Here is a 15,717-nt window from a genome sequence, read left to right on the forward strand (position 1 = left end):
CACGGGAGAACCTCGCATGAACGCCCTCCGGAACAGCCGCCTCGCCTGCTACGCCGCCGTCGGCGCCCCCGCGCTGATGGCCCTCTACGGCGGCATCCGCCTGGTGCCCGGCTCCCGCGCGCCGGGCCTCGGCTGGACCGCCGGGCACACCGCGATGTTCGCGGGCCTGCTGCTGTTCGCCCCGGTGCTGTTCGCCCTGCGCCGACTGCTCGCCCCGCGCGGCACCACGGTCGGGCGGCTGGCCGCGAACACCGCGCTGGGCACGGCGCTCGCCGGCCTGGCGGCCTCGCTGGTGCAGATCGGGATCGACCTGTACGTCGGTCTGGCCTCGTCCACCAAGGACGAGCAGGCGCGGCTGTTCGAGCGCGTCCAGGACGTCCCCGGGGTGCTGCCCGTCGTCTACAAGGTCGGCCCGCTGCTGTTCTACGTCGGCCTGCTGGCCCTGCTGGTCGCCGCCTCGGTGGGCGCGGCCCGGACGCTGCGCTGGTGGAGCCCGGTCCTGATGCTGGTCGGCACCGTCGCCTCGGCCGCCGACCTGGCCTTCATCCCGCTCGCCGCCGCCTGCTACCTCGGCGCGCTCGCTCCGCTCACCCGCCCGGGCCTCGCGCCCCGCGCGGCGCTGGTCTGACGGGCCGCTCAGCTCATCCGGAAGACCGGTCCGCGCGGGGTGAACGGCAGCCCCGCGCCGCGCGGGACGAGGAAGGCGTGCTCGCGGCGCACCCGCAGCACGTCGCACTCGCCGTCGGTGATGACCAGAAGGGGCGCCCCGGGCGGGAAGTCCTCGGCGCGCTCCAGCAGGTCGATGCCGGGCTGGAGGACGGTGCCGCCGCGCCCGTGCACCCGCAGCCGCCCGGCGATCTCCTCGACCGGGAGGTACCCGGCGTCGTGCGGGGCGGCGTCGCAGTGCACCACCCGGGCGGCCGGGACGTCCCGGGCGGCGGCGTACGAGGCGATCGCGCCGAGCGCCTTGCCGAGCAGTGTCCGGCTCATCGACGCGGAGGTGTCCAGGACGACCCCGAAGGTGCAGCGCGGCACCTCCTCCTCGGGGCGGTAGCGGCCGGCCCGGGGGATGTCCGGGGTGGCGGACTGCCGACGGGCCGGGCGGGAGTAGCTGCGCACCGGCTCCGGGCTCGGGACGAACTCGTCGAACCAGCGGGCCAGTCGGGCGTCCCAGGGCAGCGGCGGGTGGGCGAGCGCCCGGATCTCCTCGACCAACCCGGCCGGGAGCAGGCCGCGTTCGCGCTGGTGCAGTTCGAAGCCCTGCTGCAGGCCGCGCCGGTAGAAGTCGTCCAGGTCCACGTAGTCGCGCGGGCCGCGGTCCAGCGGTTCGCCGAGGACGTCCGGGCGGTTCTTCCCGGCCAGGGTGGCGAGACGGCGGATCCGGCGCTGGTCGCCGACGATCCGGTCGTACACCTCCTCGGCCGACAGGCCCTTCAACTGCGGGTCGTGCAGCAGTCCTTCGGGCATCTCGCCGACGCCCATCTCCAGCAGCCAGCCGTTGATGACGTAGTCGGCGGCGACGTTGAACAGGAACGGGTCCCGCCCGCCGCGGCGCTCGCCGTGCCGCAGGGCGGCGTGCAGCATCTCGTGGCCGAGGATGAAGCGCCACTCCTCGTCGGTGTGGTGGCGCAGCGGGTTGACGTAGATCTCGCCGGCCTCGGCGTTGACCGCGGCGACGGCGATGTCGTGCGCGCGGGCGAGCTCGGCGTCGGCGACGACGGTGATGCCGGCCGCGAGGCCGCCCAGCAGGGGGTAGGACGAGACGAACCAGTTGAGCGCCCTGGTCCAGGGCCGTTCGGGCAGCCGCTCGCCGGTCTCCCGGTCGATCCGGCCGCCGGCCCGGTCCATCGCGGCGGACATGGTGCGGGTGAGCGCCGCGGCGAAGGCGGCGGCCCAGTCCCGCGGGTGCTTCCCGTAGCCCGTCCACTCGACCAGCAGCTGGTCGGCGGTGGCGCCCGCGGTGCCGTCCGCCCCGGCGGTGCCGGCCGGCGGCAGGCCGTCGCGGTGCCAGCGGTCGGCCAGCTCGTCCTCGTCGCCGCCGGGGTACTCCTGCGGGAGGACGACCGGGGCGCGGCCGATCGGGAAGGTGGCGAGGAAGCGGTTGACCACCGCGCAGCGGGCGGCCGTCTCGTACGCGTCGGGCTGGACGCGGGTGCCCCGGGCGGCCGGGACGTGGCCGAAGCCCAGGTGCAGCAGGCAGTGCGCCAGCACCCAGGCCCACTCCTCGGGCTCGGCGCGGCGGCGCGGGTTGACGTGGACGGTGCCGTCGGAGTCGACCACCGCCCAGCCGCCGACGGGCGCGTGCGGACAGTCGTCGCGGCGGCAGAAGTCGGCCTTGAGGGCGGCGAAGGCCGGGTTGCGGCGCAGCAGTTGGACGCCCTCGGCGAAGATCTCCGCCCCCGGGTCCGGCTTCTTCCGGTCGGCCGGGGCGCGCTTCACCGGCGGGCCTCGACCAGTCGGGGCATGTCCCGGGCAGCCTCGATCAGGAACCAGGCGGGCAGCACCGGGTTGCCGTCCGCGCCGTCGGCGATCACCGTCTGGGCGACCTCGACGGAGATCTCGGCCAGCTGCACCAGCAGCGACTTGGCCCGGAAGGCGGTCTGTCGCTGCGCCCCGGAGGCGTGCTCCTTGCGGGCGGGCAGCTCCTTGACCAGGCGGCCGCGGAAGGAGTCGGCGAGGTAGTAGAGCAGGTCGCGGTCCTCCAGCCGGTGCGGCCAGCGGGCGTCGCCCTTGAGGATCGCCTCCAGGCCGTACGAGTTGCGGACGATCTTCGCGTAGCCGCAGAAGGCGACCGCGTGCTGCGCGGTGAGCAGGCCGTACGCGAGCACCTTGAGGGTCTCCTCGTCCAGGGTGGGACCGAAGGAGTGCAGCGTGTCGGAGAGCATGTGCCAGGCGCGCGGGGTGGAGAACGGCTCCTCGGTCTTGGGCGGGGCGGACCACAGGTGGTCGGGCCGGTCGGTGAGGTGGTCGACGACCCAGGGGTGGATGCCGGCGCCGTGGGCCCACCGCAGCCAGTCCTCGGAGCTGGCCCGCAGATGGACGTGGACCATCCGGTTGACCAGCGCGGACGCCATCGGGCGGGCCAGCGCGCCGTCGGTGGCACGGTTCCCGGCGCCGATCACGATCGAGCCGGGCGGCAGCTCGTACGAGCCGATCCGGCGGTCCAGGATCAGCGAGTAGAAGGCCTTCTGGACGTCCGGCGAGGCGGCGTTGAGCTCGTCCAGGAACAGGCAGTACGGCTCGTCGCGGGCGATCTGCTCGGGCGGACAGAACCGGGAGCGGCCCTCCGGGGTGAGCTGGGGGACGCCGATCAGGTCCTCCGGGGCGAGCTGGGTGCCGACCAGGCTCACGCACTCCAGGCCGAGCGACTCGGCGAACGCCCTGACCAGGGAGGACTTGCCGATCCCGGGCGCTCCCCAGAGGAAGACCGGACGGACGGTGGCCAGCCCGAGCAGCAGCTCGGGGATCTGGGCGGGCGAGACGCTGACTGCTCCCTGCACGGGGCTCCTTCGCGGTACGGCGGGTGACCGGCCCAGTGTGCGGCGGGAGTTGACCGGGCGCACCGGATTTTCGGTGGCCGCGGGCGGGGCGGTGGTCGTACCGTCCCGGATATGAACGCGAAGCGCCCCCTGATCGCCGTGCTCACCGGCGCGGGCATCTCGACCGACTCCGGCATCCCCGACTACCGCGGCCCGCAGGGGCTGTGGCAGAAGGACCCGTCGGCGCAGAGGCTCGTGACCATCGGCCCGTACCTGGCCGATCCGGAGGTGCGCAAGCGGGCCTGGCTGATGCGCCGCGACGCCGGCGCGCTGGCCGCCGAGCCGAACGCCGGGCACCGCGCGCTGGTGGACCTGGAGCGTTCCGGGCTGCCGATGCGGGTGCTGACCCAGAACGTGGACGGGCTGCACCAGCGGGCCGGTCTGCCCGCCCGCAAGGTGCTCGAACTGCACGGCACCGCACGGGAGGTGCAGTGCGTGCGCTGTCGGGTGGTCGGTTCGATGGAGGAGGCGCTGGCGCGGGTCGAGGCGGGCGAGCCGGACCCGGCGTGCCGGGACTGCGGCGGCATCCTCAAGCCTCGCACGGTGATGTTCGGGGAGAACCTGGACCCGGTGGTGCTGGATCAGGCCGACGCGATCGCCAAGGCCTGTGACATCTTCGTCGCGGTGGGCACCAGCCTCCAGGTCTACCCGGTGGCCGCGCTGCCGCAGATCGCGGTGGAGGGCGGTGCCCGGCTGATCGTGATGAACGGCGAGCCGACACCCTTCGACGAGGCCGCGGCCGAGGTGATCCGGGAGCCGATCTCCACCGCGCTGCCCGAGCTGGTGCGGCGGCTGGTGACGGAACGGGCGTGACGACCCTTTACGGACGTACCGCATGCATACGATGATCTTCCCGGCTTCCCCTCACGGCCTGGAGTGATCGAGCGATGACGACGACGGCGAAGTTCGACCCCTGGTCGGCGGCGTTCGTGGCCCACCCGTACGACGCGTACGCCGAGCTGCGCGAGCACGCGCCGGTGGCGTACTTCGAGCCGACGAACCAGTGGCTGGTCTCGCGCCACGAGGACGTCAGCGCCCTGCTGCGCGACCGGCGGCTCGGCCGCACCTACACCCACCGCTTCAGCCACCAGGAGTTCGGCCGCCCCGAGCCCGACCCGGCGCACGAGCCCTTCCACACCCTCAACGACCACGGGCTGCTCGACCTGGAGGCCCCCGACCACACCCGGATCCGCCGCTTGGTCTCCAAGGCCTTCACCCCGCGCATGGTCGAGGGACTGCGGCCGACCGTCCGGCGCCTGGCCGGCGAACTGGTCGACGACCTGCTCGCGGCCGGCGGCGGCGACCTGATCGCCGCCGTCGCCGAGCCGCTGCCGGTCGCCGTGATCGCCGAGATGCTCGGCGTCCCGGAGAGCGACCGGCACCTGCTGCGCCCCTGGTCCGCCGACATCACCGGGATGTTCGAGCTCAACCCGACCGAGGAGGCCGCCCGCCGGGCCGTCACCGCGAGCATCGAGTTCTCCGACTACCTGCGCACCCGGATCCGCGAGCGCCGGGTGAATCCGGGTGAGGACCTGATCAGCGCCCTGATCCAGGCCCAGGAGGGCTCCGACGCCCTCAGCGCACAGGAGATGGTCTCCACCTGCGTGCTGCTGCTCAACGCCGGCCACGAGGCGACCGTCAACACCACCGGCAACGGCTGGTGGGCGCTGTTCCGCCACCCGGAGGAGCTTGCCCGGCTGCGCGGCTCGGTGGACGAGCTGCTGCCCACCGCCGTCGAGGAACTGATGCGCTGGGACACCCCGCTGCAGATGTTCGAGCGCTGGGTCCTGGAGGACGTCGAGGTCCGCGGCGTCACCATCCCGCGCGGCGCCGAGATCGCCCTGCTCTTCGGCTCCGCCAACCGCGACCCCGAGCGCTTCGCCGACCCCGACCGCCTCGACCTCGCCCGCGCCGACAACCCCCACATCACCTTCGGCGCCGGAATTCACTTCTGTCTCGGCGCCCCGCTTGCCAGACTGGAGCTCACCGAGTCCTACGGCACCCTGCTGCGCCGGGCCCCGGGCCTGCGGCTGGTCCGCGAGCCCGAGTGGAACCCGGGCTATGTGATCCGGGGGCTCAAGGAACTGCTGGTCGAGCTGTAACGGGAAGAGGGGGAGCTGCCGTGGGCAAGGCGACGGGGGCGCTGCTGGGGCTGGCGATCGGGGACGCGATCGGCCACCGTACTGAGTTCGACGAGATCGAGCACATCGCTCAGTACTGCCCGGACTGGCGGCAACTGCCCTTGCCCGAGCCTGCGTTGGTCACCGATGACACCCAGATGACCCTCGCCCTCGGCCGCGGCCTGCGCACCGCCCTGGAGCGCGGGCCGCTCACGCCCCTACGGCTGGAGCGGCCGGTCCGCGAGGAGTTCGTCGACTGGTGGCGCTCCCCGGAGAACAACCGCGCCCCCGGCATGACCTGCCTGCGCGCCTGCCAGCGGCTCAGTCACGACGAGTACCGCTGGCAGCAGGCGAGCGACGTCGGCTCCAAGGGCTGCGGCGCCAACATGCGGGTCGCCCCGATCGGACTGATCCGTGAGCTGGACGCCCGGCAGCTCTCCGGCGCGGCCCAGCTGCAGTCCGCCCTCACCCACGGCCACCCGACCGCGCTCGCCGCCAGCGACCTCACCGCCTACGCCGTGCGCAAGCTGGCCGAGGGCCTCCCGCCGGCCGGGCTGCCCGCGGTGCTGCGGGCGTACGCGCTGGCGAGCCGCGAGCGGTACGACGAGTTCTGGCTCGGCGACCTCGCCGCGCGCTGGTACGGCTCCTCGCCGCAGGCCGTCATCGCCCGCGGCTGGGACGACTGCCTGGCCGTCCTCGACCAGCTGGAGGCCGCGCTCGCCGCGCCCGACGTCGAGGCCGACCCCTGCCTGGCCACCGGTGAGGGCTGGGTCGCGGAGGAGGCCTTCGGCACCGGCCTGCTCTGCTTCCTGCTGCTGCCGGACGACCCGGTGGCCGCCGTGCGCCGGGCCGCCTACAGCTCCGGCGACTCCGACTCCCTGGCATGCCTGACCGGCGCCTTCGCGGGCGCCCACCACGGCGAGGCGGTCTGGCCGGGGGAGTGGGTCGAGCGGATCGAGTACCGGGACGAGCTGCTGGCGCTCGGGGCGCTCTGGGACTGAGCGGTCAAGGCCCGGTCTCGCGGCCGAAAATCCGCCGGAACAGCGCCGCCTCAATCATGGGTGATGAGGTGAAACCCTTGTGATCGTCAGGTGGTCGATCCACTAGTGTGGCCGCCTAGCAGCTGGGGGCGATCGTGCTCGCGAGCGACGTGCCCCTTTCATCACCCATCTTTCTGATGAGGATCACAACCTTGGCCCTCAAGACCCGCATAGCCGCTGCCGCCCTCGGCGCCGGCCTCGCGCTCACCGTCGGCGTGCCCAGTGCTAGTGCCGACGACTACCACCCGTCCGGGGTCCCGAACGTCGTCACCCTGGGCAGCGCCATCAGCCCGCACTGCCTGGAGATCGGCGGCTGGAGTGCCGACAACGGCGCACGCGCCCAGCAGTGGTCCTGCAACGGCGGCGCCAACCAGAACTGGAGCCTGGTGGGCGGTTCGCTGGTCAACGTGAGCAGCGGCAAGTGCCTGGAGATCGGCGGCTGGAGCACCGACAACGGGGCACCCGCCCAGCAGTGGTCCTGCAACGGCGGCGCCAACCAGAAGTGGATCTGGACCCATGTCCCGGGCACCGGCTACACCTTGCGCAACGCGTGGAGCGGCAAGTGCCTGGACGTCCCCGGCGGGGCGAACACCAACGGTATCCACATCCAGCAGTGGGACTGCTGGAACGGCAACAACCAGATCTGGTACCCCTCCGCGGCCGGTCAGGGCTATCCCCCCGTCAACTACTAGTTCGAGCGGTCAAGGCCCGGTCTCGCGGCCGAAGATCCGCCGGAACAGCGCCGCCTCGTTCAGGCCGGCCAGCGGGTCGTCAACTCCTGTGTGTTCCCGCCAGATCCGTCGCATCAACTGCATCCGGTAGCTGTCGAGATACCCAGGCTCGCCGCACCACCGCGTCACCTCGCGGTGGGCGGCGCGCCTCGCACCACTACGGGGAACGGGTGCGGCGCAGCCTCCCCGGACGCACTCACGAGCCTCGTCACGCACCACCTTCCGGGCCCACCAGGGCCCAAATGATCTTTCCAATGCCTTCCGGCCGAGGCTCGCAGCCCCACTCCACGGACAGGGCCTCCACCAGGCACAACCCGCGCCCCGAGAGGTCATCCGGGCCGGCCGCGCGCCGGATCGCCGGCTTCTCGCTGCTCGCGTCGTGCACTTCGATTCGAAGATGGCCGCAGACCAACTCGAAGCGCACGGCGATCTCCCGCCCGGGCGAAACCCGTGCGTGCACCACCGCGTTGGTAACCAACTCCGAAACCACGAGTTGGCCATCGCCCAGGAGGGCGGAACCTCCGGGAACCTGCTCAAGGAACTGACGCAAGTAATCCCTGGCTGCTCCGACAGGCCGCCGATGCCGCGTGAGCATCGTTTCGAACGCGGAAAGTCCGACGGTTGACATCGCGTCTCTCCTCTGATGGCAATTCCTCGCGCTCAGAAGAGGATTCATGGGCGGAGGCCCAAGTCGCTTCCCCATGGTGGGTACACCCATGATGGGTACACTTGGTGATCACCGCGCGACTCGGCGTCAGGTCGACTCATGGGGACGTGGCCATGCCTGAAGCTCCAACGCCCGCAGAACTCCCACCGCATGTCCTTGAGCGCGCCGACGTGCGCGATGCGCTGAACCGTCGCGACCTGGGTGAAGTCTTCGCGTTGGCCCGGAAGTGGGGCGGCATCAGCTTCACCAAGGTCGGTGAGGCGATCGACATGAAGGCCGAACGGGTCGGCAGGTTGGCCCGTGGTGAAGGCGCGATCACCACCATGGACAAGATCATCCAGGTCGCGGACGGTCTGCGGATTCCCGGCCATCTTCTCGGCTTGGCCGCCCGGCCCTGGGAACGCGGCGCTGTGGTAGGAGTGGTCACACAACCGCCAGTCGCCGTTGCTCTGCCGCCCGCAGGAAGCTTCGGCCTGTGGGAGGTGGCCGAGATGGTACGACGCATTGAGCAGTCCGATATAAATCCGGCGTCGATGGAGTCGATCGAAGCCGCGATCTACCAGCTCTGCCGGGCCTATCCGTACGCGCCGGCTGCCGACCTCCACCAGAAGACCCGCGAGGGGATCAACTTCGTCACCCGGCAGTTGGATCGCCGGATCTCACTCAAGCAGCACCGTGACCTGTTGGTCGACGCCGGATGGCTCTTCCTGCTGGGTGGGTGCCTCGAATACGACATGGGCCAGGTCGAGGCGGCGAACCTCAGCAGGGCCGCAGCCCTCCGCATCGGAGTCGAGAGCGGCCATGGGGAGATCGTCGCCTGGGCATGGGAACTTGAGGCATGGTTCGCCCTCACGCAGGGCCGGTTCGCCGATGTGATCACCGCTGTCGAGGCTGGACACGCCGCAGACGCCAGCCACTCCATCGGGGCCCAGCTCTACGGACAGGCCGCCAAGGCGTACGGGCGTATGGGCGACGGCCGAGGTGTGCGAGACGCCCTGGAGGCCGGGCGTGCGAGGCTGGAGCGACTTCCTGAGCCGGAGCACTCGGACCACCACTTCGTCATCGACCCCGACAAGTGGGCCTTCTACGCGATGGATGCGTACCGGCTGCTCGGTGACGACGCCCGCGCCTCGGTCCACGCCCGCGAGGTCATCCGAGTGGGCACCGTGTCAGACGGGTCCGAGCGGTCGCCCATGCGCATGGCGGAGGCCCGGCTCACGCTCGGTGTCGCTGCGGCTCGCCGAGGTGAGCTTGAGGAGGCTGTTTCCGTCGCCGGGCGGGCCTTCGAGGCCGAGCGGAAGCCGCTGCCGTCGCTGCTCATGATCGCCGGAGAACTGGACCAGGAACTTCAGACGAACTACCCGCAGGAGGTCCTGACCAGGCAGTTCCATGAGCAGGTGGTCACCATCGGGGCGGAGGGCAAACCCGCCCTCCCGTTCTAGGCATCCTCAGAAGTGCGAAGCATTGAGCAGCACGGGAGGCGACCGAGCATGGCCAGGCGTGACTACGAAGACGATCCGAACGCCCCCGAGGCCAACAGCCTGGTTCCGGCTGCCTCTGTGGTCGTGGTGGACGAGACAGGCCGAGTTCTGTTGCAGCGGCGCACCGACAACGGCATGTGGGCACTGCCCGGTGGAAAGATGGAGCTGGGCGAATCCCCCGCGGGATGCGGGATCCGCGAGACCCACGAGGAGACTGGTATCGAGATCGAGATCACCGGGATCGTCGGCACCTACACGAATCCGGGCCACGTCTTCGCGTACGACGACGGGGAGGTCCGCCAGGAGTTCTCCATCTGTCTCCTCGGTCGAGCCATCGGCGGCACCCTTCGCACCTCGGACGAGTCCTTCGAAGTCGCCTGGTTCCACCCGGACGAGGTGGACGCGCTACCCATGGTCGCGAGCATCCGTAAGCGGCTCGATGACTGGCGAAGCGGTCAGATTCCTGTCGTCCGGTAGCCGGCGCGGAACCGGTCGGCGGGGTGCCGCGTCGAAGGGCCATGACGAACAGCAGCACCGGAACCAGTCGTCGCACGCCCCGCCGTCCGGCGGCGCTGCTCCTCGCCGCCGCGCTCGCCGCGCCGCTGGTCAGCGGCTGTGGCAGCACCGGAGCCGCCGGCACCTCGGAGCTGCGGGCCTCCGCGCCGGCCAGTCGGCCCGCGGTGGACCCGGCCCAGGCGGCCGCCACCGCGAAGGCCACCGACGCCTTCGGACTCGACCTCCTGCACACCCTCACCGCCAAGCCGGACGACGCCGGGCGCAACCTCGTGGTCTCCCCGTCCGGCCTGGCCACCGTGCTCGCCATGTTGCTCCCCGGCGCCCGAGGGGCGACCGCCGATGAGCTCGCCAAGGCCCTGCACACCGACCTCGACCCGAAGCAGTACGCCCTCGCCACCGGCGCGCTGAACCGACCCGCGCCGACCACCGACGGACTCACCCTGCGCCAGAGCGACGAGGTCTGGACGCAGCAGGGCTTCCCGGTGGAGTCCGACTACCTGGCCACCCTCGCCGCCGCCTTCGATGCCGGAGTGCACACCACCGACTTCAAGAAGGACCCGGACGGCAGCCGCAAGGCGATCAACGCGGCCGTGGAGAAGGCCACCGAGGGGCGGATCAAGGACCTCTTCGCGGCGAAGGCGATCAACCCGGACACCCGGGTGGTCCTCACCGACGCGCTCTACCTCAAGGCGAAGTGGGCCTCCGAGTTCAAGCCCGCGCACACCGAGGACCGCCCGTTCCACAAGCTCGACGGCGCCACCCCGAACGTCTCCATGATGAGCCAGACCGGCGAATTCAAGTACGCCGACGGCTCCGGCGGCATCGTCGGCGAGCCCTGGCAGGCCGTTGAACTCCCTTACGCGGACGGCAACCTGGCCATGGACCTGATCGTCCCGGCACAGGGCGGCTTCGCGGCCTTCACCAAGGGCCTGGACCAGCCCGAGCTGGACCGGATCCTCGGCGCCCTCAGCGCGCAGCCCGTCGACCTGCAGCTGCCGCGCTTCCACTTCGACACGTCCAACGAGCTCACCCCCGCGCTGCGCTCGCTCGGCGTCCACTCGGCCTTCGACAACGCCGACCTGACCGGCATCGCAAAGGAGCCGCCGCTCGCTGTCAGCACGGTGGTGCAGAAGGCCACCGTCCAGGTCGACGAGGAGGGCACGGTCGCGGCGGCCGGCAGCGGCGTCAACATCGGCGTCATGGCAGCGCCCGCTCCGCAACGGGCCGCCCAACTGCACATCGACCGGCCGTTCCTGTTCCTGATCCGGGACACCTCGGGCGGGCGGCCGCTGTTCCTCGGCCAGGTCGCCGACCCTCAGGCGAAGTAGCTCCTACCAGGCCGGATAGCGCCCGCTGAGCGCCGGGTGGCCCGGGTCACGGCTGCCGAACAGCACCAGCAGGTCGTCCGCGACCGTCAGCAGTTCGGCCCGCCCCTCCACCGCCCCGGCCCACTCGGCGGGCAGCGCCGAGGCGCCGTACGCGGCCCCGACCAGGTTGCCGCAGACCGCGCCGGTGGAGTCGCTGTCCCCGGAGTGGTTCACCGACAGCAGCAGCGCGGTGCGCACCGGGTCGGGGTCGAGGGTGGCGGCCAGCAGCGCGTACACCGAGATGGCCAGGCACTCCTCGGCGATCCAGCCCAGCCCGACCCGCTCCACCGTGTCCGCCGAGGGCTCGGCCTCCTGGGCGAGCCGCACCGCCCGGGCCAGCGCCTGGACGGTCTCCTTGGACTTCGGCAGCTCGCGGATCTGCTCGACCGTCTCGCCGACCGCCGCCCACGGTTCCGTCCCGGCCGCCAGCCGCTCGACCAGCGCCGCGAAGGCGCCCGCCGCCAGGTAGCCGGTCGGGTGCCCGTGGGTGAGCTGGGCGCACTGCACGGCCAGCCCGAAGGACTGCTCGACGCCCAGGCGGGCCAGCCCGAACGGCGCCGAGCGCATCACCGTGCCGCAGCCCTTGGAACCGGGGTTGATCGGTCCCGGCAGCCCGATCGCGGACGGCGCCTCGAACACCGGGTGCTCGGACACCCCGCTCAGGCAGGCGTTGCCCGGTGCCCGCCGCGCGTACAGGAACGACCGGCTCAGCAGCCAGCCGTCGTACGGGCGGGGCTGCGGCTCGGTGTCCGGCGCGGGCTGGTACTGGGTCTGCAGCCAGCGCCGGTAGGCGCCGTGCATGGCCTCCGGCACCGAGCCGCCGCCGCCCGACCAGCCGCGGACGAAGCCGCGGATCAGGCCCTCGGCGGTGAACAGCGTCATCTGGGTGTCGTCGGTGACCTCCACCGGCCCGCTCCCGGCCGGCAGCGCGGTCACGCCCTGCGGCCCGAAACGGTCCCGGATCTGATGGAGCTGCAGGAACTCCACCGGCCAACCCAGCGCATCGCCGATCGCACCGCCCAGCAGCGCTCCGCGCACCCGGTCCCGGTAGCCCGACTCGGCCGCCGACTCCGTCACGTCGAATCCCCCTTCGTTCGTGGCGGGATACGTTCTACCAGGCGGCCCGTCAGTTGTGGATCTCACCCCGCCCGTGCAGGGCGGCGCGGTCGGCGGCCGCGCGGCCGGCCGCCCAGCCCTCGCCGTCGCTGACCCGTACCCGCTGCGAGACCAGCTTCGGGAACAGCCGGCCCACCTCCTCGTCCACTGCCTCCGAGCGGGCGGCCAGCGCGGGCAGCAGCCGCTCGTCCGGCAGCAGCTGCTCCTCGGTGCCGTCCTCGCGCAGGTGGCGCCCGGCCGCGGCGGCGCTGGTGGTCCGCGCGGTGGCGGTGGTCAGCCGCTCGCGGATCCGCGCCGCGTACGCCACCAGGAAGGACTGCCGGTACGCCTTGCTGCGCGAGTCCTTGCCGGAGCCGGCCTTGTTGAGCGCGTGGGTGGCCTGGACCAGCAGCGAGGTGTAGAGCAGCTCGACGCCGTCCAGGTCGCCGTCGAAGCCGATCACGGTGCAGAAGCCGAACTCCTTCGCCCACACCACCCGGCACCGGTTCGCCGCCGCGACCGCGTCCAGCAGCATCGTCTTGGGGCCCTCGTACGGGTTGTCCACGCCGATCCGCAGCGCTGCCGGGGTGTCCCGGTCGGCACCGGCCGCGGCCAGCAGCGCCTCGTCGATGCTGTGCTGGGCCATCAGCTGCTGGGCCTTGGCGGTCAGCGCCTCGGCCTCCTCCGGGTACTCGGTGGACTCGGCCTTGGCCAGTAGCGCCCGGATCCGCGCCAGCATCCGCGGCTCACCGGTCACCGGGTCGGCGGGGCGCTGCGCCCGCACCGACTGGCCGGGCCCCGGGCCGACCGGGGCGATCGGGGGCAGCCGGCCCCAGCTGCGCAGCAGTTCCAGGACGGCGGTGGCGAGCGCGAAGCGGTCCAGCCGGTGCCGGTGGGCGAAGGCACCGAGGTACCGCTCGTCGTCCGGCCACCAGACCTCGGTCTCCAGCTCGCGCAGCTGCTCCTGCCAGCGCCGGTCCAGGCTCGCGGCGGGGTGGCGGCGGCCTTCGGCGGCGATCAGGTCCACCGCGAGCGCCAGGTGGACGGGCTTCAGCGTGCGCCGCACCACCCGCACCAGGTCGGCCGGGCGCCAGCCCGCCGACCAGCAGCGGCCCACGGCGGTGTCCACGTACCCCAGCAGCGCCCGGCTGACCGCCGGCCACTGCCCGGCCGAGGCGGCCAGCAGCGAGGCCCCGGTGTCCAGCGCGAGGTCCAGCCCCTCGTCCGGGGCGGTGAGCACCGACCGCACCGCCTGCTCCAGCAGCGGCCCGGCGTTCCCGGCCTGCTGCGCGCGCTTGCCCACGGTGTGTCCCTGCTCTCCTCGACGGCTCGACCTCTCCGGCCCATGATGCCGGAGCGGCCGAGCCGACCGACGGGACAGGCCCTAGCGCTCGATCGCCTTGGCCAGGATCTCGGGGATGCGCTCCAGCAGCCGGGCGGCCGCCAGCCGGATGCCCAGGGCGGCGATCAGGCCGCCGTACAGCGGGCCGATCAGCAGCACCGGCCAGGCCGGCCCGTCCGAGGTCAGCGCCCAGAGCAGGTAACCGCCGACCGGCAGGGCGAGCAGCGCGACGCCGAACATCGAGCCGAACTGGTTGAGCAGGATCAGTCCGCCCTGCCCCGGGGCCGCGTTGCGCATCGGGTTGCTGTCGGCCGGCATGGTGTACGGCGCGAGCACGCTGAACACCGAGCCGAGCGCGACGCCGCAGCCGAGCATCGCCAGCGCCAGGCCGAGCGCGGACGGCAGCCCGGCCCAGTCGCCGGTGACGGTGGCCAGCACCAGCCCGAGCAGCGCTGTGACCGGGACGGCGTACGACAGCACCGCGTACGCCCGGCCGCGCAGCTCGTCCCGGGCGTCGGCCGGGGTGCTCAGGGTGGCGGCGACCATCCAGAACGCCGAGCCGTCCATGCCGAACAGGTTGAGCATCTGCAGCCCGAGGAAGGTCCCGGTCATCGCCAGCAGGTAGACGCTCGACCAGCCCTGGACCACCGACAGCACGCAGATCACCAGCGTCATCCCGATGCTGGTGAACAGCGCCGCCTTGGCCCGCGGCTCGCGCCAGGCGTACCGCAGGTGGCGCTGTATCACCGCGCCGGTCCTGCCCTGCGGCAGGAAGCGCCAGCCGCGCGACGTCTGCACTCCGCGCGCCACCTCCAGGGTGGAGGAGTCCGCGGTGACCATCAGCTCCTGCAGGCTGCTCCGCCACCAGCGCAGCAGCAGGAGCAGCAGTGCCCCGGCCGCGGCCAGCTGCAGCAGTGCCGACGCGTACCGGCCCTCGCCGGCGGTGTGGGTGGCGTCGGCCGCGCTGATCGGCGGGATCCAGCGGAGCACCGAGGCGATGGGCGCCAGAGGGCTGAGGTCGATCGGGCCGCCCCGGCGGCCGAAGATGCTCTGCGAACCGACGTTGGCGGCCTGGACCAGCAGTGCGAAGGCCAGTCCGCCGAAGATCGCGAAGTCCTTGCCGCGCCGGCTGGAGAGCATCCGGGCGTTGCCGGCCGCGACCGCGCGGGAGAGCGTCACCAGGCAGAGCACCGCGAGCGGCACCCCGACCACCGCAGCCGCGGCCGAAGCACCCCCCTCGGCGCCGGACAGTGCCGCGCCGGTCACCAGCACCAGGCTGATCAGCGGACCGGGCCCGATCAGCGCGGCCAGCAGCGAGCCGCGCAGCAGCGGACCGGGCCGCAGCGGCAGCATGGTGAGCCGGGTCGGGTCGGCGCTCTCGTCGCTGGAGAACAGGAACAGCGGCAGCGCGGCCCAGCCCAGCGTGAGCACGCCGAGCAGCACCACCCCGGCGTTCGCGGAGCCGTCGTAACGCCCGTTCAGCGCCGCCATGGCGACGGCGACACCGCTCGCGAAGGCCAGGCCGAACAGGCCGCCGATGATGTAGACCGCGGTACGGCCGGGGCTGCGGCGCAGCCCGTTGCGCAGCAGGCGCAGCTTGAGCGCCACCAGGGCGCGGACCACCGTCCGTCCGTCGGGCACGACAGCGCTCATGCGCCCGCCTCGCTTCGTTCGGCAGGGGCATTCGCCCACGCGCACCTGTGAATGATTCGCTCGCTGCGCTCGCTCATGCGCCCGCCTCGCTTCGTTCGGCAGGGGCATTCGCCCACGCGCACCTGTGAATGATTCGCTCGCTGCGCTCGCTCATGCGCCCGCCTCG

The 15,717-nt window shown here is 72.4% G+C and carries 14 protein-coding genes; 8 read left to right on the forward strand and 6 right to left on the reverse strand.

Annotated features, from left to right (window positions below):
* Positions 1–16 precede the first annotated feature (16 nt).
* Positions 17–628 carry a hypothetical protein gene (locus tag ABZW30_RS04900; protein WP_355669625.1) on the forward strand — a complete coding sequence of 204 codons (612 nt, stop codon included), beginning with the start codon at positions 17–19 and terminating at the stop codon, positions 626–628.
* Between the two features lie 8 nt (positions 629–636).
* On the opposite strand, the gene ABZW30_RS04905 is transcribed toward ABZW30_RS04900, so the two are convergent.
* Positions 637–2,439 (reverse strand): hypothetical protein, encoded by a 1,803-nt coding sequence (locus ABZW30_RS04905; protein ID WP_355669626.1) that lies wholly within the window; start codon positions 2,437–2,439, stop codon positions 637–639.
* Positions 2,436–3,500: a MoxR family ATPase gene (locus ABZW30_RS04910; RefSeq protein WP_355669627.1), complete on the reverse strand. Its 1,065-nt coding sequence runs from the start codon at positions 3,498–3,500 to the stop codon at positions 2,436–2,438. Before ABZW30_RS04910 ends, ABZW30_RS04905 begins: the two co-directional genes overlap by 4 nt.
* A gap of 111 nt (positions 3,501–3,611) precedes the next feature.
* On the opposite strand from ABZW30_RS04910, the gene ABZW30_RS04915 reads away from it, so the two are divergent.
* The 4 genes from ABZW30_RS04915 (at position 3,612) to ABZW30_RS04930 (ending at position 7,391) form a co-directional block, all read left to right on the forward strand.
* Positions 3,612–4,352, forward strand: coding sequence for a Sir2 family NAD-dependent protein deacetylase (locus tag ABZW30_RS04915; RefSeq protein WP_355669628.1), 741 nt, complete (start codon positions 3,612–3,614; stop codon positions 4,350–4,352).
* 74 nt (positions 4,353–4,426) lie between these two features.
* Positions 4,427–5,641 carry a cytochrome P450 gene (locus ABZW30_RS04920; RefSeq protein WP_355669629.1) on the forward strand — a complete coding sequence of 405 codons (1,215 nt, stop codon included), beginning with the start codon at positions 4,427–4,429 and terminating at the stop codon, positions 5,639–5,641.
* Positions 5,642–5,661: 20 nt separating this feature from the next.
* The gene (locus tag ABZW30_RS04925) at positions 5,662–6,660 is read left to right on the forward strand and encodes an ADP-ribosylglycohydrolase family protein (RefSeq protein WP_355669630.1); all 999 of its coding nucleotides are present in this window, start codon (positions 5,662–5,664) and stop codon (positions 6,658–6,660) included.
* A gap of 191 nt (positions 6,661–6,851) precedes the next feature.
* Complete coding sequence (locus ABZW30_RS04930) at positions 6,852–7,391, forward strand: RICIN domain-containing protein (RefSeq protein WP_355669631.1); 540 nt, start codon at positions 6,852–6,854, stop codon at positions 7,389–7,391.
* A 247-nt stretch (positions 7,392–7,638) separates the two neighbouring features.
* Here the strand turns inward: ABZW30_RS04930 and ABZW30_RS04935 are convergent, their stop codons facing one another.
* Positions 7,639–8,058 carry an ATP-binding protein gene (locus ABZW30_RS04935; RefSeq protein ID WP_355669632.1) on the reverse strand — a complete coding sequence of 140 codons (420 nt, stop codon included), beginning with the start codon at positions 8,056–8,058 and terminating at the stop codon, positions 7,639–7,641.
* A gap of 104 nt (positions 8,059–8,162) precedes the next feature.
* Between ABZW30_RS04935 and ABZW30_RS04940 the strand changes: the two genes are divergently transcribed.
* Genes ABZW30_RS04940 through ABZW30_RS04950 form a run of 3 tightly spaced genes read left to right on the forward strand, consistent with a single transcriptional unit; the run spans position 8,163 to position 11,422 of the window.
* Positions 8,163–9,539, forward strand: a complete 1,377-nt coding sequence (locus tag ABZW30_RS04940; protein ID WP_355669790.1) for a tetratricopeptide repeat protein — start codon at positions 8,163–8,165, stop codon at positions 9,537–9,539.
* 48 nt (positions 9,540–9,587) lie between these two features.
* Positions 9,588–10,055, forward strand: coding sequence for an NUDIX domain-containing protein (locus ABZW30_RS04945; RefSeq protein WP_355669633.1), 468 nt, complete (start codon positions 9,588–9,590; stop codon positions 10,053–10,055).
* Positions 10,056–10,096: 41 nt separating this feature from the next.
* Positions 10,097–11,422: a serpin family protein gene (locus ABZW30_RS04950; RefSeq protein ID WP_355669634.1), complete on the forward strand. Its 1,326-nt coding sequence runs from the start codon at positions 10,097–10,099 to the stop codon at positions 11,420–11,422.
* Between the two features lie 3 nt (positions 11,423–11,425).
* On the opposite strand, the gene ABZW30_RS04955 is transcribed toward ABZW30_RS04950, so the two are convergent.
* From ABZW30_RS04955 to ABZW30_RS04965, 3 genes are all read right to left on the reverse strand, one after another.
* Entirely contained in the window at positions 11,426–12,538 is a 1,113-nt protein-coding gene (locus tag ABZW30_RS04955; protein ID WP_355669635.1) for an ADP-ribosylglycohydrolase family protein, read from the reverse strand.
* A gap of 49 nt (positions 12,539–12,587) precedes the next feature.
* On the reverse strand, positions 12,588–13,859 hold the full coding sequence (locus ABZW30_RS04960; RefSeq protein WP_355669636.1) for a DUF2786 domain-containing protein: 1,272 nt from the start codon (positions 13,857–13,859) through the stop codon (positions 12,588–12,590).
* An 81-nt stretch (positions 13,860–13,940) separates the two neighbouring features.
* Positions 13,941–15,551 carry a transporter gene (locus ABZW30_RS04965; protein WP_355669637.1) on the reverse strand — a complete coding sequence of 537 codons (1,611 nt, stop codon included), beginning with the start codon at positions 15,549–15,551 and terminating at the stop codon, positions 13,941–13,943.
* Positions 15,552–15,717: the final 166 nt, after the last annotated feature.

The organism is Kitasatospora sp. NPDC004669, assembly GCF_040609455.1.
In the GTDB taxonomy this organism is placed as follows: domain Bacteria; phylum Actinomycetota; class Actinomycetes; order Streptomycetales; family Streptomycetaceae; genus Kitasatospora.